Source organism: Lichenibacterium minor (assembly GCF_004137685.1).
GTDB classification, from domain to species: domain Bacteria; phylum Pseudomonadota; class Alphaproteobacteria; order Rhizobiales; family Beijerinckiaceae; genus Lichenihabitans; species Lichenihabitans minor.
Map to the genome: position 1 here is coordinate 108583 of NZ_QYBB01000004.1, position 21254 is coordinate 129836.

A 21254-nucleotide genomic window follows, 5' to 3' on the forward strand; every position below is an offset into this window, starting at 1 on the left:
CGAACTCGACCGGGCCGCAACTCTCCGCGTCTCGCGTCCCCTGGAAGCTGACGACACAGAAGAACGGTCTCGGATCGCCCGCACGGCTCGCCGTGCGGGGCGGAACCCGGCCTGCAACAGCGAACGGATCATCGTGACCCAGAAACCAGCCTCCTCCCCCGCCGAAGCGGACGCCACGCCGGTCGCTTCCGAGAAGGTCGCGCCGCCCCGCGCCAAGTCCTCGTTCGGCTCGCCGGGATCTCGCCCGGGGTTTCCGTCCAAGTCGATCCGTCCCCAGCCGGGGGTCCAACAGGTGAAAGCCGATTTGGGCAAATCGGTGGCGAAGGTTCCCGGGTCGCGGCAGGGCTTCAAGGCCGGCGAGTTCATCGTCTACCCGGCGCACGGCGTCGGCGAGATCGTGGCCATCGAGGAGGAGGAGGTCGCGGGCTTCAAGCTCGAGCTCTTCGTCATCTCCTTCGCCAAGGACAAGATGAAGCTCAAGGTGCCGCTGCCCAAGGTGGCCGCCGTGGGCATGCGCAAGCTGAGCGAGCCCGAAGCCGTGCAGAAGGGTCTCGACACGCTGGCGGGCCGCGCCCGCGTCAAGCGCACCATGTGGTCCCGCCGCGCCCAGGAATACGAGGCGAAGATCAACTCGGGCGACCTCATCGCCGTCGCCGAGGTGGTCCGCGACCTGTACCGCTCGGACGCGCAGCCGGAGCAGTCCTATTCCGAGCGCCAGCTCTACGAGGCGGCGCTCGACCGCTTGGCGCGCGAGATCGCGGCCGTCCAGAAGCTGACCGATTCAGAGGTCAACAAGCTGATCGAAGCGCAGCTCCAGAAGAGCCCGCGCCGGTCCAAGGCCGAGGCGGAAGCCGACGCCGACGCCGAAGCGGACGAGGCCGAAGGCGACGTCGAGGAAGCCGCCTGAGCGTCAGTCGGCGTCAGCGCAAGCAGGTCGGCCCGGGCTCGCGCCCGGGCCTTTTTTTCGTCGATGCGGGGCGGCATCCGTTCGACGGGACCGTGGGTCGACGCCCGAAACTTCCGCGAGGGGCGGAGTCCGGGCCAACCCTGACGCTCGAGCCCGCGACGATCGCCGCTTGATCTTCGGCGTCGCGCACCCTATTCGATCCCTGTTGGGCTCCCTTTCGGTTCGAGCCCGGGATCGTTCGAGGCACGGCGTGGCGGCTTCCGCTCACCATCCGACCCGACCCCACGGTGCGCGCGTCGCGGCCGTGCTCCCGCTCGACCTGCTTCTTAGCCGCCCCTGAGGGCCGGCCGGGCTTCGCGCCTGGGCGCTCAGGGGACCGCGAGCCTTCATCCCATCCTTTTCAGGGCGGCGTCCGCGCGCCCGCACCCTTCGAGGCCCTTCCATGACCCAAGCCCCCACCCAGGCCGATCGCGTCCTGATCTTCGACACCACGTTGCGCGACGGCGAGCAGTGCCCCGGCGCCACCATGACCTTCGAGGACAAGATCGAGATCGCCCACATCCTCGACGAAATGGGCGTCGACATCATCGAGGCCGGCTTCCCCATCGCGTCCGAGGGCGATTTCGAGGCCGTGTCCGAGATCGCCCGCCAGGTGAAGCGCGCCACCGTGGCGGGCCTCGCCCGCGCCATCGAGGGCGACATCGCCCGCGCTGGCGCGGCGGTGCGCCACGCCGAGCGCCCGCGCATCCACACCTTCGTGTCGACCTCGCCGATCCACCTCGCGCACCAGATGCGCAAGTCCGAGGACGAGGTGGTGGAGATCATCGGCCGCACGGTCGCGCAGGCCCGCGGCCTCGTCGAGGACGTGGAATGGTCCGCCATGGACGCCACCCGGACCCCGATCGACTACCTGTGCCGCTGCGTCGAGACCGCCATCCGCGCCGGCGCCACCACCATCAACCTGCCCGACACGGTCGGCTACGCCACGCCGGCCGAATACATGTCCATGTTCCGCAGCGTGCGCGAGCGCGTGCCGGGATCCGACCGGGCGGTGTTCTCCGTCCATTGCCACAACGACCTCGGCCTGGCTGTCGCCAACACGCTGGCCGGCATCGAGGGCGGGGCCCGGCAGGTCGAATGCACGATCAACGGCATCGGCGAGCGCGCCGGCAACGCCGCGCTGGAGGAGGTGGTGATGGCCATCCGCACCCGGCGCGACGTGCTGCCCTACGCGACGGGCATCGACACCACCATGCTGACCCGCGCTTCGAAGCGCCTGTCCGCCGTGACGTCCTTCCCCGTGCAGTACAACAAGGCGATCGTCGGCCGGAACGCCTTCGCGCACGAAAGCGGCATCCACCAGGACGGCATGCTGAAGAACGCCGAAACCTACGAGATCATGACCCCGGAATCCGTCGGCGTGACCAAGACGTCGCTGGTCATGGGCAAGCATTCCGGCCGCGCCGCCTTCAAGGACAAGCTGCGCGAGCTCGGCTACAGCCTCGGCGACAACGCCCTGCAGGACGCCTTCAAGCGCTTCAAGGACCTCGCCGACCGCAAGAAGCACGTCTACGACGAGGACATCGTCGCCATCGTGGACGAGGAGATCGGCAGCGCCCACGAGCGCGTCACGCTGGAAGCGCTGACGTCCATCTCCGGCACCGCCGGCCCGTCGACCGCCACGCTGACCCTCGCCGTCGAGGGCGCCCATCGCACCACGCAGGCGGCCGGCAACGGCCCGGTGGACGCCATCTTCAACGGGATCCGCGCGCTGGAGCCGCACGAGGCGGAGCTCGAGCTGTTCCAGATCCACGCCGTGACGGAGGGCACCGACGCGCAGGCCGAGGTGACGGTCCGGCTCGGCGTCGCGGGACGCGCCTTCACGGGCCGCGGTGCCGACCCCGACACCATGGTGGCCTGCGCCCGCGCCTATCTCGGCGCGTTGAACAAGCTGCAGGCCTGGGCGCAGCGCGGCTCGGCGCAGAGCGCCATGAAGCTGGGCTGACGCATCAGCGGCCCGCCGCGGCGATCGACGCCGCGGCGGGCATTCCGGGCAAAAACCGCTTTACAGCCCGGGCGACCGCCCCTATACACGGCTCATCGGCGGGGCGCGCCCCGGTCGAGAGCGTGGGTGATTAGCTCAGTTGGTAGAGCAGCTGACTCTTAATCAGCGGGTCGTAGGTTCGAGCCCTACATCACCCACCATCAACGCTTCGGCGTTCCTGAAGAACTCCTCTTAAAGTCAGCGCTGATTCATAACGTTGATCGAACCCCTTCATTCCTTCGCCGGGTGCCGATCTCGCGTTCCGCTGCGTCCTGCTGCGGTTTTCCCCGTTTTTCACAGGCGCGCCTCTTCCCCTGACCGCGCCCGGCGTTAGAACAAAACAAGAACGTTTGGGGGCGGCCATGGCTTACGCGATCGGGGATGTGGTGTGGCTCCGGCGGGATTCGCGTCTCGTCGGCCTCCGGGGACGCGTGGGGACCAACCTCGGCAAGGTCGGCGACGTGTGGGTGGAGGGGGATGGGGAGCACATCAGCGTCGTCTACGAGGACGAACAGGTGCTCGCCATCGACCTTTCGGCTTCGGAGTTCGTCGGCGAGCGGCGCCACCCGGCGGCGGCGCCCTGAGGCACGCTGCTTTCGGAGCGAGGCGACGGGATCCGGTGCCGCGATGGGCGAGGCGCCGGCGCGCGGCGAGCGCTGCGGCCGCCGCCCGTTTCGCGGCGGGAGGGCGGCTTGGCCGGCCCCGGCGTCCATCGCCGGTCTGCATGGCCTGCGCGGCGGACGAAGACGCGCCCGCCCGCCCCCGATGGCCACATCGATCGATTGCACGCCGTCGGGTTACGATTGCCGAATCAAATCGTTGATCGTTAACCTTGCCGACGGGCGAGGGGGCGGCAGGCCGGAGAGACCGGGGAGCCGGACGGCGATCGCGCGCCCGCGACGGGATCGGAGCTCGACGGGATGGGTCCAGCGTGACCGCGACGGCGCCGCGCCGCCCGCATCGGGCTTGCGTCGGCCTGCTCTTCGGCCTGGGCTGGCTCGCGTCCGCCGGTCCGTCGGCGGCCGGCGCCTGGAACCGGCGCGCGGGCGAAGGCCTCGCCATCATCGATTACACGTTGGGCTCGGGGACCGATTACTTCGACGGCGGCGGTCATCTCGCTCCCGCGCGGCACTATGCCAAATCCGAACTCGCCGCCTACCTGGAATACGGCGCCACCGACGCGCTGACCCTCGTCGCCCGCCCGTCGCTCGACGACGTCCACGTCGGGGCACCCGGCGCCGGCGTTTATCGCGGGTTCGGCAGCAGCGCCGTCGGGGCGCAGTGGCAGGCGCTGGTCTTCGGTCCGGCGGTGCTGGCCTTGCAGGGCACGTTCGCAATCCCCGGCTCGACCTCCCGCAGCGATCCGGCCGTGGTCGGCAACACTGCGCGGGAAGGCGACCTGCGCGTCCTCGCGGGCGTCGGGCTGCCCGTGTTGTTCCGGCCTTTCATCGATCTCCAGGGCAGCTACCGCATCCGCTCGGGCGGGGCGGCCGCGCAGTGGCACGGCGACGCCACCTTCGGCTTCTACCCGACCGACAAGCTGCTGATCCTGCTGCAAAGCTTCTCCACCGTGCCGACGGGGCCGGGCGACGCGCGGCTGCCCAGCTTCCGCGCCACCCGCCTGGAGCTCAAAGGCGTCTACGCCCTGACGGAGGCCTGGGCGGTGCAGCTCGGCGCCTTCACGACCGCCCGGGGGCGGGACGCCCTGCGCGAGCGGGGCTTCACCACCGGGGTTTGGTGGTTCTTCTGACCCCGTCGCGGCCCGGACTTTCCCGTTGTCAGGCGAGGCCGATCCGCTAGAATGCCGAGGTCGCCGGTTTAGCTCAGATGGTAGAGCAGCGGTTTTGTAAACCGAAGGTCGCGGGTTCGATTCCTGCAACCGGCACCGGGCCCCGCGCCCCTCCGGAACGGACATCGGCCTCGCCGGCCCCGGAGCCCCATTCACACGCCCAGCGGGCTCGACTCCGCCAGCCCGCCGTCCTGGTACAGCAGCGGCGACACCGCGGCCGACACGTGCACCGACGCCACCTCGCCGATGAGGATGGAATGCGATCCGTAGTCCACCGTCTGCCGCAGGTGGCAGAACAGGCTGGCCTGCGCGTCCTCGAGGTAGGGCATGCCGCCGTCGCGGTGGCTCCAGGCGCCGTGGCCGAAGCGCGCCTCGCCTTCCGTGCCGCCGCCGAAGGGGCCGACCAGCCCCGCGTGGCCGGTGCCGAGCACGTTCACGCAGTAGCGGCCCGTGTCGACGATGATGGCGTGGATGCTGGCCGAACGATTGACGCAGATCAGCAGGGTGGGAGGCGCCGTGGTGACGGAGGTCACGGCCGTCGCCGCCATGCCGTAACGGCGCCCTTCGCGCCCCGCCGTGACGATCGTGACGGTCGCGGCCAGCCTGCGCATCGCGAGTTTGAAGCCGGCGGCGAGGTCGGGGTGCGGGCGGTGGTCGGGCGACATCGGCTCGGGTTCCGGCGCGAGGCCGGGGGGACCGGGCGCGGCAAGGGCGGGGCTCACCGCCCTAGCACGATCGCGCGCGCGCCGGGAGCGGCGGCCCTCCCGGGCGGGGGTCGCGCGCGCTGCGCCACCGTCCCCGGGCGACACCCGCGCCCGTGCGCGGACGCGAAGGGGCGGAGCGCGCGATGGGCGCCGCTCGCCGGCTCAGCCGCCGAACAGCTTGTCCAACAGGCCGCGGTCGTCGCGCGACACGGCATCGCGGCGCCGCGGCGGCTCGTCGGGCACGGCGGACGGCGGCATCGGCTCGTCGCTGTAGCGCGGGTCGTCGACGCCGGCCGGGGGCGCCGCCGCGGCGATCGAGCCCGTCGCCGCCGGGACCGTTCCGCCCCGCGTCGCGGCGGGAAGCGCGCCGCCGTCGAGCAACGCCTTCGTGCGGTCGATGAGGGACGCCAGCGGCGTGCCGTCGGCGCCGGCGGGCGCGGCCGGCGGATGCCACGTGCCCGGCAGCGGCACCGGCGCCTGCCCCTTCAAAGCCGCCTTCATGAAGCGGCTCCAGGCGTCCACGGGGAGATTGCCGCCGGACGCTTTCCGGGTGGGCGTGCCGTCGTCGTTGCCGAACCACACGCCCGTGACGAGCCTGGCCGTGTAGCCGACGAACCAGGCGTCGCGCCAATCCTGGCTCGTGCCCGTCTTGCCGGCCGCCTGCCAGCCCGGCAACTCCGCCTTGCGGGCGGTGCCGGTCAGCAGCGTTTCCTGCATCATGGCGTTCATCATGCCGACATAGGCGGGGTCGACGGCCCGGCCCATCGTGGCGTTGCGGCGCTGGTAGAGCACCTTGCCGGCCGTGGTGCGGACCTTGGTGATGATGTGGGGCTGCACCGCGATGCCGCCGTTGGCGAAGGGTGCATAGGCGGATGTCAGCTCCAGCGGCGACACTTCCGACGTCCCGAGCGCGATGGACGCGTTGGGCTGCAGCTCCGACGTGATGCCGAGCCGGTGCGCGGTCGCCACCACGGCCTTCGCCCCCACCTCGACGCCGAGCCGCACCGCCACGGTGTTCAAGGACAGCGACAGGGCCTTGGTGAGGGTCACGGGGCCGAAATATTCGTGGGAATAGTTTTCCGGGTGCCACCCCTTGATGGTGATCGGCCCGTCCTCCCGCACGCTGTCGGGCGTGAGTCCGGCTTCCAGCGCCGACAGGTAGACGAAGGGCTTGAAGGACGAGCCCGGCTGGCGCTTCGCCGCCACGGCCCGGTCGAACTGGCTGTCGGCATAGTCCCGGCCGCCGATCAGCGCCTTGATGGCCCCGTCGGGGGCGACCGACACCAGCGCGCCCTGGCTCACCCCGTAGCGACCGCCGCCCTTGTTCAGCGTGTCGACCAGAGCCCGCTCGCCGGCGGCTTCCAGGGCCGGGCTGATCGTCGTCGTGACGACGATGTCGTCGTCGACCGCCCCGACCGTATCGTCGAGCATGTCCATCACGTAGTCGGCGGCGTAGTTCACGGCCCCGCTGCCGCGCTCCTTCACGGCATGGGCCGGGTGGGCGAGGGCGTCGGCGGCCGCGGCGGGCGTGACGTAGCCCTCGTCGCGCATCGCCGCGACGACCTGGGCGGCGCGGTCCACGGCGCCCTGGGGGTTGCGGTTCGGCGCGAGCTTCGTCGGCGCCTTCATCAGCCCGGCCAGCATGGCGGCCTCGGCCACCGACACCTTGGCGGCCCCATGCCCGAAGTAATGCAGCGAGGCCGCCTCCACCCCGTATGAGCCCGAGCCGAAATACACGCGGTTGAGGTAGAGTTCGAGGATCTGGTCCTTGCTGTACTTGTGCTCGAGCCAGACGGCGAGGATCGCTTCCTGGATCTTGCGCGACATCGTGCGCTCCTGGGTCAGGAACACGTTCTTGGCGAGCTGCTGCGTCAGGGTCGAGCCGCCCTGCACGCCGCCGCGGCGCAGCGCGTTGGCCAGGACCGCGCGGGCGATGCCGGCGGGGTCCACCCCCCAATGCTTGTAGAAACGCCTGTCCTCGATGGCGACGAAGGCCTTCGGCAGGTAGGGCGGCAGGTCGGCCAGGCGGATCGCGGCGCCGCCCGTGTCGCCACGATTGGCGAGCGGCGTGCCGTCGTCGCCCTGGATGGCGATGTTGGGCGGACGCTTCGGCACGGCGAGCTGGTCGATGGGCGGCAGGCGGCTCGCCTGGTAGGCGACGGTGCCGGCCGCGCCGAACCCGGCCCACAGGCCGAGGATGAGGCACCAGTAGACGAGCCGGCCGAGGATGCCCCGCCGCCGCCGCCCGCCGGCCCGCCGGCCGCCGCCCGAGCCCCCGCGCCAGCCCGTGGGGCCGCGCCGCTCGCCGTCGAGGTCGATCTCGCCGCGGCGGGTTCGGCGCTCGGCGGCGCTCGGGGCGAAGGAGGGTTCGCGCCGCTCGTCGCGCGATGCGCGGGCCGGTCGCCGGCCGGGGCGGTCATCGGGATCGGCGCGCAACGCGCCGTCGCGGACGTCGTCGAGCCGAGGTTCGCGGCGCCGCATCTGTCCGCCGTCCCGACCCCTCGCCATCACGCGCCTTCACGCCCCTTCGTGTTCCCCGTCCCTGTCGAGGCTAACGGCGGCGAATTAAGGGCCGGTGAAGCCCGGAATGCGAAGCCGCCGCCAGTGTTTTGAAACGCCGCGGGAATCGTGCGAGACAGGCGCGACTCCAGTTTCAGGAACACGCGTCCAGTGGCCGACACGATCGACGTCCTCATCCTCGGCGCGGGCGGCCGGGAACACGCGCTGGCCGCCGCCCTCGCGCCGAGTCCCCGCCTCGGCCGGCTCTTCGTGGCGCCCGGGAACCCCGGCACCGCCGCCCTCGCCGCCAACGTCGCCCTGGACTCGTGCGACCCGGGCGCCGTCGTGGCCTTCGCCCGACGGGAAGGGATCGGCCTCGTCGTGGTGGGCCCCGAGGCGCCGCTCGTCGCCGGCGTCGCCGACGCGCTGGAGGGGGCCGGCATCGCGGTCTTCGGCCCGTCGCGCGCCGCGGCCGCGCTCGAAGGCTCGAAGGGCTTCACCAAGGACCTCGCGCGCGACGTCGCCATCCCGACCGCCGGCTACGGCCGCTTCCATTCGGCCGAGGCCGCCCGGGCGCATCTGGCCGACGTCCCCTACCCCACCGTGATCAAGGCCGACGGACTCGCCGCCGGCAAGGGCGTGGTGATCGCGGCCGACCGGGCCGAAGCCGAGCGCAGCGTGGACTTCATGTTCGGCGGCGGCTTCGGCGCCGCCGGTTCGTCGGTGGTGATCGAAGAGTTCATGGAAGGCGAGGAGCTGTCGTTCTTCGCCCTGTGCGACGGCATCCGCGCGCTGCCCTTCGCGTCGGCGCAGGACCACAAGCGCGTGGGCGAGGGCGACACCGGGCCCAACACGGGCGGCATGGGCGCCATCTCGCCCGCCCCCGTGCTCGACGCCGCGCTGGAAGCCCGCATCATGGCCGAGATCGTCGAGCCGACGCTGCGCGGCATGCGGGACCGCGGCACGCCCTTCCGGGGCGTGCTCTTCGTCGGCCTGATGCTGACGGCGGACGGGCCGAAGCTCATCGAGTTCAACGTCCGCTTCGGCGATCCCGAAACCCAGGCCATGCTGCCCCGGCTCGACGCGGACCTGTTGCCGCTGCTCGAAGCGGTGGCCCGCGGGGCCCTGCCGGCCGGGCCGGTGCGGCTTCGCCCCGAGGTCGCGGTGTCGGTGGTGATGGCGGCGCGGGGCTACCCCGACGCGCCGCTGAAGGGCACGGAGGTCCGCGGCCTCGACGCCGCCGCGGCCGTCCCCGGCGTCACGCTGTTCCACGCCGGCACGCGGGCCGAGGACGGACGCATGCTCGCCGACGGCGGCCGCGTGCTGACCCTCGTCGGGCGGGGCCGCGACGTCGCGGAAGCCCGCGCCCGCGCCTACGCGGGAGTGGACGCGCTCGACTGGCCGGACGGCTTCTGCCGCCGCGACATCGGCCTGCGCTCCCGGCCCTGAGCAGGAGGGGCACGAGCCCCGCCCCGGCCTTCAGCGCGACCGCCGTCAGCCCGACGTTTCCGTGGCGCGGGCCGATGTCACGCGACCGTCACCCTTCACGCCTAGCCCGGTCGACGGACTTCAGCGACGACGGGACGGTTCGACGATGACGCACTACGCACGGGCGGCCGCGGGCGCCGCCGCGCTCGCACTCCTGAGCGCCGCCGCCGCCGCGGAACCCGCGCCCTACGCCCACGTGCTGCTCATCAGCGTCGACGGCCTGCACGCGCTCGACCTGTCGAACTACGCGGCGTCCCACCCGGACGGCGCCCTGGCCCGCCTCGCCCGGGGCGGCACGGTGTACCGCCATGCCACGACGCCGCTCGTCTCCGACTCCTTCCCGGGCTTCGCCGCCCAGGTGACGGGCGGCGGGCCGGCCACCACCGGAATCTACTATGACGACAGCTACGACCGGTCGTTGTTCCCCCCGGGCTCGGCGTGCCGGGGCGAGCCCGGCACCGAGGTGCCCTTCGCGTCCGAGATCGACGTGGACACCAAGCGCTCCGATGCCGGCGGCACGGTCGGCCGGCCCCTGACCCAGATCGACGCGGCGAAGCTGCCCTTGCGCAAGGACGGGGACGCCTGCACGCCGGTCTACCCGCACGACTACCTCCGCGTGAACACAGTCTTCGAGGTGGCGCATCGCCACGGCGGCCGCACGGCGTGGTCCGACAAGCATCCCGCCTACGAGTGGCTCGGCGGTCCGTCGGGCCAGGGGCTCGACGAGCTCTACGAGATCGAGCAGGACGCGCTGATCCCCGGCACCAAGGTGAAGACAACCGGCTCCTTCGCGGCGGAGCGCGACTTCGACGGGCGGCGCGTCGCCGCGCTGCTCAACATGATGCGCGGCCTCGACGGCGCCGGCGGAGCCAAGGTGGGCGTGCCGGCGCTGTTCGGCATGAACTTCCAGGCCGTCAGCGTCGGCCAGAAATTGCCCAAGGGCGGGCCGGGCGACGCGCCCGACCGCAAGGGCGGCTACGCCGACGCGTCCGGCACGCCGAACGACGGGCTGGCTGAACAGCTCGCCTACGTCGACGGCGCGCTCGGCGACCTCGTCGAGGGCTTGAAGGACAACGGGCTCCAAGCGTCCACGCTGGTCGTGGTCTCGGCCAAGCACGGCCAGTCGCCGATCGACCCGGCGGCCTTGAAGCCGACCGACGACGCGCCGCTGGACAAGGTGCCCGGACACGCCTTCCACGACGCCGACGACGGCGCCCTGATCTGGCTGAAGCCGGCCGAGCGCGCCGCGGCGCTCCCCGAAGCCTTGGCCTTCCTGCAGGCGCACCGCGGGGCGCTGGGGATCGGCACCATCTACCCGCCGGCGGCGGTCGCGTCGCTCTTCGCCGACCCCGCGACGGACAGCCGGGCGCCCGACATCGTGCTGGGCACCGACCCCGGGGTGGTGTTCACGTCCGGCAAGAAGATCGCCGAGCACGGCGGGATGAGCCTCGACGACCGCGCCGTGGCGCTGGTCGTGTCCGGCCCCGGGGTGAAAGCGGGCGTGGTGGACAGCGCGGTCGCGACCGCCCAGATCGCGCCCACGATCCTCGCGGCGCTCGGCTACGCGACCGACGAACTCCAGGCCGTGAAGGCGGAAGGGACGCCGGTGTTGCCGGGCCTGCCGTTCCCAGGGCTCATCGGCCGTCCTGCAGCGCCTTGAGCACGCTGGCGCTGGCGCGCCCGTCGGGCTTCATGCCGAGGGACTGCTGGAACGACGCGATGGCGGCGCGGGTCTTCGTGCCCATGACGCCGTCGCGGTTGCCGATCTCGAAACCCTTGCCGGCGAGGCGCTCCTGCAGTTCGCGCCGCTGCACGCGCGCCAGCCCGGGATCGTCGGTCGGCCAGGGCGTGGCGAGCGGGCCGCCGCCGCGCAGCCGGTCGGACAGGTGGCCGATCGCCAGCGCGTAGGTTTCGGCGGCGTTGTAGGTGTAGATCGCCTCGAAGTTGGTCGTCACCAGGAAGGCGGGGCCGCTGCGTCCGGCCGGCAGCAGCAGCCCGCCCGCACCCGGACCCAGCGGCGAACCATCGGCGCGGCGCAGTCCGTGCGCGGACCAGAAGGCCATCGGGTGGCGGTTCTTGCGGCCGACGGGCCCCGCATAGTTCGCCGGCAGCTTCACCTCGAAGCCCCAGGGCAAGCCCGCCACCCAGCCCGACTTCTTCAGGTAGTTCGCCGTCGAGCCCAACGCGTCGGGCACGGAGTCGATGATGTTGGGGTGGCCGTCGCCCTCGATGTCGACCGCGTTGCGCTGGAACGTCGAGGGCATGAACTGGGTGTGGCCGAAAGCGCCCGCCCAGGAGCCGACGAAATTGTCCGCCCGCACGTCGCCGCGCTGCAGGATCGACAGGGCCGCGAAGAGTTCGCCCTCGTAATAGCCCGGCTTCTTGCCGTAGCAGCTCAGCGTGGCCAGGGACTGCACGACGGACCGGTAGCCGAAGTTCTTGCCGTAGTCGGATTCCACGCCCCACAGCGCCACGAGGACGTAGCGGTTGACGCCGAACCGCGCCTCGATGCGCTTCAACGGCTCGGCGTAGCGCTCCAGCATGGCCTTGCCGTCGTCGACCCGCTCCTGGTCGACCAGCCCCGCCATGTAGTCCCAGACGGGCGTGGTGAATTCCGGCTGCTCGTCCTGAAAGTGGAGGACGTCGTTGGGCTGGAGATCGGCGGTGGCGGCGTCGAACGTGGCGGGCGACACGCCGCGCGCGGCGGCCCCGGCCTTCAACTGCGCCAGGCAGGCGGGAAAGTCGGCCGCCGGGGCGGCGGCCGCAGCCCCCGGGCTGACCGCGAAGAGGCCCGCGGCGGCCAGGGCCGCCGCGGCAGCGCGTGGGATGGACCTCATGCGAACGCTCCGTTGCCTGCCCGCGGCGGGACGCCGGGACGTTAACGGAAGCCCGGCCCACCGCAAGGGCGGCCGTGCGCGCAGGCGCCGGTCCGAGCCTTCAGCGCTTCTTGCCGTCGACCTCGTCCTTCACCTCGTCCTCGTCGCCGTCCTCGGCCTCGTCGTCGTCGATCTCGTCCGCGGAATCGTCCTGGGACAGCAGTTCGTCGAGCTTGTCGGCGATCACGTCGACCTGGTCGCGCGTGGCGCTGAGCTCCAGCACGTGTCCGGCTTCATCCTCGATATGGAGGTTGAAGTCGTCGCCCGCCTCGGTGACGGTGAACTTCGCGAGCTTCTTGGTGGCAGCCATGGGAGCTTCTTTCCTTGAGAAATGCCCGGTCCAACGCGTTCGGGCCGCCGGGGTTCACTCGGCGGCGCGGCGGGACCGGGAAAACGTCGGGGCGTGTCGGTGGAGCCGGTCAGGCCCAGGGGCGCGAGCTCGACAGGGCCGTCTCGAAACGCTCGATCTCGCCCGTCTTGGCCATGGTGAGGCCGATGTCGTCGAGGCCTTCGAGCAGGCAGTGCTTGCGGAACGGGTCGATGTCGAAGCGGATCGCCCCGCCGTCTGGGCCGCGGATCTCCTGCGCGTCGAGGTCGACCGAGATGCGCGCGTTGGCGCCGCGCGCGGCGTCGTCGAACAGCAGGTCGAGCTGCTCGGGCGTGACGACGATCGGCAGGATGCCGTTCTTGAAGCAGTTGTTGTAGAAGATGTCGGCGAAGCTGGTCGAGATGACGCAGCGGATGCCGTAGTCGAGCAGCGCCCAGGGCGCGTGCTCGCGCGACGAGCCGCACCCGAAATTGTCGCCGACGACCAGGATGGAGGCTTCCCGGTAGGCGGGCTGGTTCAGCACGAAACCCGGGTTGTCCGAGCCGTCGTCGTTGTAGCGCAACTCCGCGAACAGCGCCCGGCCGAGGCCCGTGCGCTTGATCGTCTTCAGGTACTGTGCCGGAATGATCTTGTCGGTGTCGACGTTGGCGACGTTCAGCGGCGCCGCGATGCCGCTCAGGTGATCGAACTTCTGCATGGGGCGGGGCGCTCCCTCGACGGCGGGCACCATCGCGGCGGCGGTGGCGCTCCGACCTTGAAACACGGGTCGGCCGCGCCGCCGGGGCGGGCGGCCGGGAGCGCGTTCCATGCGGCTTTCCCCGCCGCCCGTCAACAGCGGCGGGGACCGTCCGCCCGATCAGTCGGCCGTCGTGGCGGCTGCGGCGCGCTTGTGCAGCGTGGCGGTGCTGACGCGCTCCTGCGCGGTCACGGCCGAGCCGGAAAAGCTGCGGGTCGACAACTCGGTCGCCCGCGCGCCGAAGCCCCGGCGCGGCGGGGCGCTGCCGTCGCTCGCCAGGGAGGCCGCGCTGGCCTTGGCGGCGGGGCGCAGCGCCGCCACGGCGGAGCCCACGCCGGCCCGGGCCGCGACATGGTCGGCCGGAGTCGCGCCCGTGAGGGTGCGGAAGTTCGAGCGGTCGAGCCGCGCCGCGACGAGCGGCGGCCGCGTGACCGGGAGCGGGATGGCGGGCGCCGCCTGGGGGGCGAAGGCCAACGCGCGCGACGTCGACGCCGGCTGGCCGATGCCCTGCGTGATGGCGGCGGGCAGGCCGGCGCGCACCGACGGCGGGGCCACGGGCACCCGTCCGGCGCCCGGCGTCGGCGCGCGGTCGTTGCGCCCCGCCGCGGCATCGCCGGGGCGGGCCGAGGGCGGCGCGGCGGCGGGGCCGACGGCGGCGATCTCGACCGGGCGGCGCGGCGGCAGCGGCATGTCCCGCCCGGTCGCGGCGGCCAGCACCGGCACCCCGCGGGCGGGGGCGGCGGGCGGGGGCGGCTCGACGGCGGGCTGCGGGGCCTGGCGCCGCGCGTCCGGGTCGGCCTGCCGTTCGGACTCGGCGGCGGCCTGCTTCTGAGCCTCGGCGGCGGCCTGCTGCTGCGCCTCCGCGGCGGCCTGCTGCCGAGCCTCGGCCTGCCTCTGCATCTCGGCGGCGAGCTTGGCCTGCGCGTCGGCGTCGATCGCCTGCGCCGGCGGCAGCGACGCCACCTGGGTGCGGCCCCGGGGGCCGCGGTTGTTGGCCAACGGCGGCGCGGGCGCTTCCGCGGCCGGCGCGGGCTCCGCCGGCTTGGAGCTGAACAGCGAGAAGAAGGACCCACCCGCTTCCGGGCGGTCGCCCTTGTGGCTGTTGATCACGCCGTCGTTGACCACGCTGCCGACCGGGACGGGATCGGCGGAGGCGACCTGGGTGCTTCCCCGGCGGCGAGGCGCCGGGGCCGCGTCGCGCGGCACGCCGCCGTCGCGGGCCGCATCCCCGTCGCCCTCGTCGTCCCCGCCCCCGAACAGCCAAGCGAAGAAGCCCTTGGACTTCACCTCGCCGGCGGTGGGATAGTCGAAGCCGTCGCCGCGGGCCGCGAGGTCGGCGCGGGCCTCCTCGTAGCCGGACAGCGGCTGGCCGTTGGACGGGATGTGCACGGTCTTGCCGTCCGGGAACAGGCGCGACAGCTGGTCGTAGCTCATGCGCGGCCAATGGCGGACACCGCCGACGTCCATGTGCACGAAGGGCGTCCCGGCGGTGGGATAGAAGCCGACGCCGCCGCGCTGGAGCCGCATGGCGAGCTCGCGGATCCGCGACATCGGCACGTCGACGTAGTGCTGGTCCATCGCCCTGCCGAGGATGTGCTGCGAATGCTCGGCGACGCCGCGCGTGGCATGGCGCAGCATGGAATTGGTTTCGGGCGAGCGATAGGCCGACATCACCTCGATCGGCTGCTGGGAGCCGGATTCCCGATACACTTCCCAGATCGTGTCGAAGAGCTTGGGGTCCATGTGGGTGGGCTCGTCCCGGCGCCAGTCGCGCAGGAACCAGTTCAGCTTTTCGAGCGCCACGGGGTCGTAGCGGCCGTCCACCATGTAGGTGGCGTCGATCGATTCCTTCGTGTGGGCGTGGTGGAGGTGGATCGTGCGGGTGTCGCCGTTGGCGACGGCGTTCTCAGTGTCGACGGGGGCGAGGAGCATGACGGCGCCGACGGCGGCGGCGAGGGCGGTCGGCAGCAGGCTCGCCGCCTTCGACCGGAAACATTCGCGCCATGCTGTCAATGCGGGACTCGCTCGTTCGGCAGCGTGACACCGGGGGATCACGCGCAAGGACCGGACCGATCTCATCGTCGGACGACGTTAACGAACCGTTAGCTCCGCGGGCGGGACGGCGCAAGGCGGACTCCCGGCCGGAAGGCGCGACGCCGGCCGGGTGCGGTCAGCTCGACAGGCCGAGGGCGGCCCTCACCTTGGCGGAATAGCCGTAAACGTCGTCGCGCAGGCGGAGCTGCCCCGTCTCGTCCACGAAGGCGGTGAAATAGCCGATGTGGACCTGCACGGGCCGCGGCAGGTTGACGGTCCGCTCGCCGCCGCCGACCATCCCTTCCACGCGGGCCTCGGTCCAGCCGCGGTCGCGGCCCAGCACCGCTTCGGCGAGCTTGAACGGCTGGTCGACGCGCACGCAGCCGTGGCTCAGGGCCCGTTCGTCCTTGTTGAAATAACCCTTGGCGTTCGTGTCGTGCAGGTACACGGCGAACTTGTTGGGGAACATGAACTTGATGCGCCCCAGCGCGTTGCTGTCGCCCGGCGGCTGGCGGACGTAGGTTTCGCCCCCCTTCTCAACCACCTCGTAGCCGTGGTTCTCGAAGTAGTTCGGATCGGCGGCGAGCTTCGGCATCATCTCCTTGTTGACGATGGAAAGCGGCACGTTCCAGTAGGGGTTGACGATGATGAACTTCATCGCCTCCGAGAAGATCGGCGTCTCGTGGCCGGGCTTGCCGACCACGACGCGGGCGTGGTGGATCGGCCGCTCGCCGTCGTACACGTCGAGCGAATAGTCGGGGATGTTCACCGCGACGTAGCGCTGTCCCAGGTCGCGCGGCAGCCAGCGCCAGCGCTCCATGTTGGCGACGATCTCGTCCTCGAGCCGCTTCGGATGCCCGCCCGACAGGCTGGCCACCGTGCGCGGCGTCAGCACCCCCGAGGCCGGCATGCCGTGGGCGCGCTGGTAATCGGCGACGGCGCTCGCGACCCGGGTGTCGTAGACCAGCCCGTCCGACGCGTCGGCGGCGATGTCCAGCCCGAACCGCGCCCGCACCAGCGGCACGCGGGCGTCCTTCATGCCGGCCTTCAGCGCCGGTCCGGCCGGGATGGGGCCGCCCGCCGTCATGTCGGCGCCGCGTCGCATCTCGGCGAGCTTGGCCCGCAGCAGCAGGTAGCCCCGGTGGGGCGGGTTGAAGCCGCGCAGGGCTTCGCCGGCGTCGGACGCGTCGCGCAGCGCCGCCAGCACGCGGCCGGGGAGCGCCACCTCGGGCTTGGCGGCCACGAGCTCGCCGATGCGCGACGGGTCGATGCGGCCGCCGCTGGCCTGGCGGGCATAGTCCGCCGCAGCCTCGGTCAGCGACAGTTCGGACGCCGCCAGCGCGGCGGCATCGCCGCCGTTCGGCACCGACACGGGCGTGGCGCGAAGGTCGAGCCCGTCTTCCGCGGCGCGGTCGATGCGGGCCAGGACCGAGCGGGCCGGGGCGTCGAAGCGGCCGTCCACCACCCACAGCGGCGCGAAGCCGCGCGACGCGTAGAAATCCCGCACGGCGAGGCGCGCGTCGTAGCGCTTCTCCTCCGCCACGGCGGCCGGCATCGAGCGGAGGCCGCGCAGGGGCTCGGGGCCGAGCCAGACTTCCAGGGCGTGCTGCAGGGTCGCGGCGTCGAGCACGGGTGCCCCGGGCGTCACGGGGCCGTAGGCCAGCGGGTCCGGGCCGGCCGGCCCCGCCACCGGCGCGGCCGCGGGCGCGAGGGCGGGCGCGGACGCCGGGCGGCTCGACGGGACGGCGCCGGTGACCAGGGCATCGGCGGCGGAAACGCGCTTCGGCCCCGCGTCGGGCCCGGCGGCCGCGTCGGCGCCGTGCCGGGTGGGCGCATAGGCGTCGAGCACCGAGCCGGGCTCGGCGACGAGGCGCGACAGCGAGGCGCGCGCGTCGTCGCCCGTGCCGATGCGCTCCAGCCCGACGTCGGCCGGACCGACATCCCCCGCATCCGGCAGCATGGCCGACCGCGACGCTTCCGGATGCTGCCGGCGGGGGGCGGCGGCGGCCGGCGCCAGCAGGGCGCCGACGAGCAGCAGCGCCGTGGAAGTCAGGAAGGCCGAACGGCCGCGCTGCGCTGTCATCCCGGAGGGATCCTCGTGAAGGGGCGCGGCGGGGCCGGCGGCACCCGCCCCCTGCCCGCCCGCGCTCTGGTGTGGTGAAGCGCGCCCGGGAGCGCGAAAGCAACGGCGCCGGGCCCGAAAAACGGTTCGGCGCGGGATTCGGCGCGGCACCGTGTTGCCGCGATGACAGGTCGGACGGCGCCGCGATGCGCCGTCGCTGCCGGGCCGGGCCGCACGGACGGCGGCGTGCAGCGGGCCGGCGTGCGGTCGAGGCTCCGGACCGCCGGCGTCACGCGGCGACTTCGTCGCCCTCGTTCAGGCCGAAGTCCTTCATCTTGCGGTACAGGGTCGAGCGGCCGATGCCGAGCTTGCGCGCCATCTCGGACATCTGCCCGCGATAATGCGCCAGCGCGAAGCGGATCAGCTCCGCCTCCATCTCCTCCATGCGGCGGACGTCGCCGCAATCGTCGAGCAGCTTCATCACGTTGGGATCGCGCACTTCGACCTTGACGATCTCGCGCACCACGGCGGTGGGCCCCTGCGCCGGCACGGCCGGCACCCGGACGTCGAAGCCCTCGACCTGGGCGGCGATCTGGGGGAACTCCGCCAACGTCAGTTCGCCGCCGTCGCACAGCACCACGGCGCGGAACACGACGTTCTCGAGCTGGCGCACGTTGCCGGGCCAGTCGTAGCGCGACAGGAGGGCGAGGGCCTCGGCGGAGATGCCGGCGATCTTCTTGCCCTCCTCCGCGGCGAAGCGCGCGGCGAAGCGGCGGGCGAGGTCGGGGACGTCGTCGCGACGGGCGCGCAGCGGCGGGATGGTGATGGGGAAGACGTTGAGGCGATAGAACAGGTCCTCGCGGAACCGGCCCTGCTTCACGAGTTCGATCAGGTTCTGGTTCGTGGCGGACACGAGCCGCACGTCGACCTTCACCGACCGCTTGGCGCCGACGGGGTCGACCTCGCCCTCCTGCAGGGCGCGCAGCAGCTTCACCTGGGCGTCGAGCGGCAGTTCGCCGATCTCGTCGAGGAAGAGTGTGCCGCCGGACGCCTCGACGAACTTGCCGAGGTGCTTCTCGGTGGCGCCCGTGAAGGCACCCTTCTCGTGGCCGAACAGGATGGATTCGATCAGGTTCTCCGGCAGCGCGCCGCAGTTCACCGGCACGAAGGGCTTGCCCTTGCGCTCCGACGAGCCCTGGATGGCGCGGGCCATCAGCTCCTTGCCGACGCCCGACTCGCCCTCGATCAGCACGGGGATGTTGGAGCGCGCGGAGCGCTCGCCGAGCCGGATGGCGCGGCCCATGTCGTCGCTCTTGGTCACGATGTCGCGGAACGTGAGCGCCCCCGAAGCGCGGCGCGTCATGCGTCGCACCTCGTCCTCCAGCGCGTCGAAGCGCAGGGCGTTCTTGATCGACACGGACAGGCGCTCGGCGCCGACGGGCTTCACCACGAAGTCGACCGCGCCGGCCCGCATGGCGGCGATCACGGTGTCGATGGTGCCGTGGGCCGTCTGGACGATGGCCGGCACGGCGATCTTGCGCTCGCGCAGGCGCCGCAGCACCGCCATGCCGTCGACCTCGGGCATGGACAGGTCGCAGATCAGGAGGTCGATCGGCCGGGCGTCCGGGGCTTCGAGCCGGCGGAGCGCCTCGGCCCCGCCCTCGACCACCTCGGATTCGTAGCCGAACCGCCGCACCGTGGCTTCGAGCAGCCGGCGCTGGACGGGGTCGTCGTCGACGATGAGGATGGTTGCGGTCATGCGTCCCCGATGCCGCGGCCTCGTCGCCATCGGCCCATGCACCATCGCGGACGAGGGTAAACTCGCGCTTAACGGGGAGGCCGCGGCGGCGTCCCGCCCCGGTGACGCCGCGAAGCGATGCGTTTATGGGAGCCCGACGAAGCCGAAACGGATCGCCCGATGCTCCCCTTCCGCCGCCGTCCCGCCTTCCACCAGGCCCGCGCCAGCGCGGATCCCGCGGCGCTCGGCGCGGTGCCGCGCTGGGACCTGTCCGACCTGTACCGCGCCATGGACGCGCCGGCCTTCGCGACCGACCTCGCCGCGGCGGCGGCCGACGCGGAACGCTTCGCCGCGGACTACCGCGGGCACCTCGGCGCCATCGCGGACGGGCCGGACGCCGGAGCCCGCCTGGCGGAAGCGATCGGGCGCTACGAGCGGCTCGACGAAGTGCTGGGCCGCGCCGCCTCCTTCGCGCAGCTCCTCTACACCGAGGACACCGCGGACGCGGGCCGCGCGAAGTTCATGGCCGACGCGGGCGACCGCGTGACGGCGGTGTCGTCGAACCTCCTCTTCTTCGCGCTGGAGCTGAACGCGCTCCCCGACGCCACGCTGGACCGGCTCGCCGCCGAAGGGCCGCTCGCCCATTGGCGCCCCTGGCTCGACGACATCCGCAAGGACCGGCCGCACCAGCTCGACACCAAGCTGGAGCAGCTGTTCCACGAGAAGGCCGTGACGGGCCGGGCCGCCTGGACCCGGCTCTTCGACGAAACGATCACGTCGCTCCGCTTCGAGGTGGACGGCGCCCGGCTGCCGCTCGAACCGACGCTGAACCTGCTGCAGGATCCGGACGGCCGTGCCCGCGAAGCCGCCGCCGCCGCTTTGGCGGACACGCTGGGCGCCAACGCCCGCACCTTCGCGCTGATCACCAACACGCTGTCCAAGGACCTCGAGATCTCGAACCGCTGGCGCGGCTTCGAGGACGTGGCGGATTCGCGCCACCTGTCGAACCGCGTCGAGCGCGACGTCGTCGACGCGCTCGTCACCGCCGTTCGGGACGCGCACCCGCGGCTGTCGCACCGCTATTACGCCATGAAGGCGCGCTGGTTCGGCCGCGACCGCCTGGACCATTGGGACCGCAACGCCCCCCTGCCCGGCGCCCCGCCGGCCGTCGTGCCCTGGACGGAAGCGCGCGACACGGTGCTCGACGCCTATCACGGCTTCTCGCCGGTCCTGTCCGACATCGTGCGGCGCTTCTTCGACCGCCGCTGGATCGACGCCGAGATCCGCCCCGGCAAGGCGCCGGGCGCCTTCTCGCACCCCACCGTGCCGGCCGTGCACCCCTACGTGCTGATGAACTACGGGGGCCGGCCGCGCGACGTCATGGTGCTGGCGCACGAGCTCGGCCACGGCGTCCACCAGACGCTCGCGGCGCCGCGGGGCGCCCTGATGGCGCAGACGCCGCTCACCCTGGCCGAAACCGCCTCGGTGTTCGGCGAAATGCTGTGCTTCCGCGCCATGGTGCAGCGGGCGACCACGCCGGCGGCACGCTTCGCGCTGCTGGCCGCCAAGGTCGAGGACATGCTGAACACCGTGGTCCGGCAGATCGCCTTCTATTCGTTCGAGCGGAAGCTGCACGAGGAGCGCGTGTCGGGCGAGCTGACGGCGGAGCGCATCGGCGCGCTGTGGATGAGCGTGCAGGCCGACAGCCTCGGCCCGGCGATCCGCCTGGGGCCGGGCTACGAGACGTTCTGGAGCTACGTGCCGCACTTCGTGCACTCGCCCTTCTACGTCTACGCCTACGCGTTCGGCGACTGCCTGGTGAACTCGCTCTACGGCGTGTTCCGGGCGTCGCCGGAAGGCTTCGCCGAGCGCTACCTCGCGCTGCTGGCCGCCGGCGGCACGAAGCACCATTCCGAGCTGCTGAAGCCCTTCGGCCTCGACGCCCACGACCCCGGCTTCTGGAGCATCGGGCTCGGCGTGATCGAAGGCCTCATCGACGAGCTGGAGCGGCTCCCGCAGCCGTGACGGGGCCGAGCCGTTTCCGGCCGC

15 protein-coding genes and 2 tRNA genes are annotated in these 21254 nt (G+C 72.4%); 9 read left to right on the forward strand and 8 right to left on the reverse strand.

What is annotated here, in order from left to right:
* Positions 1–133: 133 nt before the first annotated feature.
* The 6 genes from D3273_RS05780 (at position 134) to D3273_RS05805 (ending at position 4836) form a co-directional block, all read left to right on the forward strand.
* Positions 134–907, forward strand: coding sequence for a CarD family transcriptional regulator (locus tag D3273_RS05780; RefSeq protein WP_245501016.1), 774 nt, complete (start codon positions 134–136; stop codon positions 905–907).
* Positions 908–1349: 442 nt separating this feature from the next.
* On the forward strand, positions 1350–2912 hold the full coding sequence (locus tag D3273_RS05785) for a 2-isopropylmalate synthase (protein ID WP_129224441.1): 1563 nt from the start codon (positions 1350–1352) through the stop codon (positions 2910–2912).
* A 124-nt stretch (positions 2913–3036) separates the two neighbouring features.
* Positions 3037–3112: transfer RNA gene (locus D3273_RS05790), tRNA-Lys, on the forward strand.
* A 201-nt stretch (positions 3113–3313) separates the two neighbouring features.
* Positions 3314–3535, forward strand: coding sequence for a hypothetical protein (locus D3273_RS05795; protein ID WP_129224443.1), 222 nt, complete (start codon positions 3314–3316; stop codon positions 3533–3535).
* A gap of 347 nt (positions 3536–3882) precedes the next feature.
* A complete protein-coding gene (locus tag D3273_RS05800; RefSeq protein WP_129224445.1) occupies positions 3883–4701 on the forward strand; it encodes a hypothetical protein in 819 nt (272 codons plus the stop codon).
* Positions 4702–4763: 62 nt separating this feature from the next.
* Positions 4764–4836 (forward strand) — tRNA-Thr (locus D3273_RS05805).
* 56 nt (positions 4837–4892) lie between these two features.
* Here the strand turns inward: D3273_RS05805 and D3273_RS05810 are convergent.
* Together D3273_RS05810 and D3273_RS05815 are read right to left on the reverse strand one after the other, a co-directional pair.
* Positions 4893–5405 (reverse strand): flavin reductase family protein, encoded by a 513-nt coding sequence (locus D3273_RS05810; RefSeq protein WP_129224447.1) that lies wholly within the window; start codon positions 5403–5405, stop codon positions 4893–4895.
* Positions 5406–5606: 201 nt separating this feature from the next.
* The gene (locus D3273_RS05815) at positions 5607–7952 is read right to left on the reverse strand and encodes a transglycosylase domain-containing protein (protein ID WP_129224449.1); all 2346 of its coding nucleotides are present in this window, start codon (positions 7950–7952) and stop codon (positions 5607–5609) included.
* Between the two features lie 174 nt (positions 7953–8126).
* Here D3273_RS05815 and purD point away from each other — a divergent pair, with 174 nt between their 5' ends.
* Positions 8127–9392: a phosphoribosylamine--glycine ligase gene (gene purD / locus D3273_RS05820; protein ID WP_129224609.1), complete on the forward strand. Its 1266-nt coding sequence runs from the start codon at positions 8127–8129 to the stop codon at positions 9390–9392.
* A 145-nt stretch (positions 9393–9537) separates the two neighbouring features.
* A complete protein-coding gene (locus tag D3273_RS05825; protein ID WP_129224451.1) occupies positions 9538–11091 on the forward strand; it encodes an alkaline phosphatase family protein in 1554 nt (517 codons plus the stop codon).
* On the opposite strand, the gene D3273_RS05830 is transcribed toward D3273_RS05825, so the two are convergent.
* From D3273_RS05830 to D3273_RS05855, 6 genes are all read right to left on the reverse strand, one after another.
* Positions 11066–12268 (reverse strand): lytic murein transglycosylase, encoded by a 1203-nt coding sequence (locus tag D3273_RS05830; protein WP_129224453.1) that lies wholly within the window; start codon positions 12266–12268, stop codon positions 11066–11068. The two genes, D3273_RS05825 and D3273_RS05830, sit on opposite strands and share 26 nt — an antisense overlap.
* A 100-nt stretch (positions 12269–12368) precedes the next feature.
* Positions 12369–12617 (reverse strand): hypothetical protein, encoded by a 249-nt coding sequence (locus D3273_RS05835; protein WP_129224455.1) that lies wholly within the window; start codon positions 12615–12617, stop codon positions 12369–12371.
* A 109-nt stretch (positions 12618–12726) separates the two neighbouring features.
* Complete coding sequence (gene leuD, locus D3273_RS05840) at positions 12727–13332, reverse strand: 3-isopropylmalate dehydratase small subunit (RefSeq protein WP_129224457.1); 606 nt, start codon at positions 13330–13332, stop codon at positions 12727–12729.
* Between the two features lie 159 nt (positions 13333–13491).
* On the reverse strand, positions 13492–15384 hold the full coding sequence (locus D3273_RS28720; protein ID WP_245501017.1) for a peptidoglycan L,D-endopeptidase MepK: 1893 nt from the start codon (positions 15382–15384) through the stop codon (positions 13492–13494).
* Positions 15385–15541: 157 nt separating this feature from the next.
* Complete coding sequence (locus tag D3273_RS29055; protein ID WP_245501018.1) at positions 15542–17488, reverse strand: L,D-transpeptidase family protein; 1947 nt, start codon at positions 17486–17488, stop codon at positions 15542–15544.
* 268 nt (positions 17489–17756) lie between these two features.
* Positions 17757–19226, reverse strand: a complete 1470-nt coding sequence (locus D3273_RS05855; protein WP_129224459.1) for a sigma-54-dependent transcriptional regulator — start codon at positions 19224–19226, stop codon at positions 17757–17759.
* A gap of 159 nt (positions 19227–19385) precedes the next feature.
* Here D3273_RS05855 and D3273_RS05860 point away from each other — a divergent pair, with 159 nt between their 5' ends.
* The gene (locus D3273_RS05860; RefSeq protein WP_129224461.1) at positions 19386–21230 is read left to right on the forward strand and encodes a M3 family oligoendopeptidase; all 1845 of its coding nucleotides are present in this window, start codon (positions 19386–19388) and stop codon (positions 21228–21230) included.
* Positions 21231–21254: the final 24 nt, after the last annotated feature.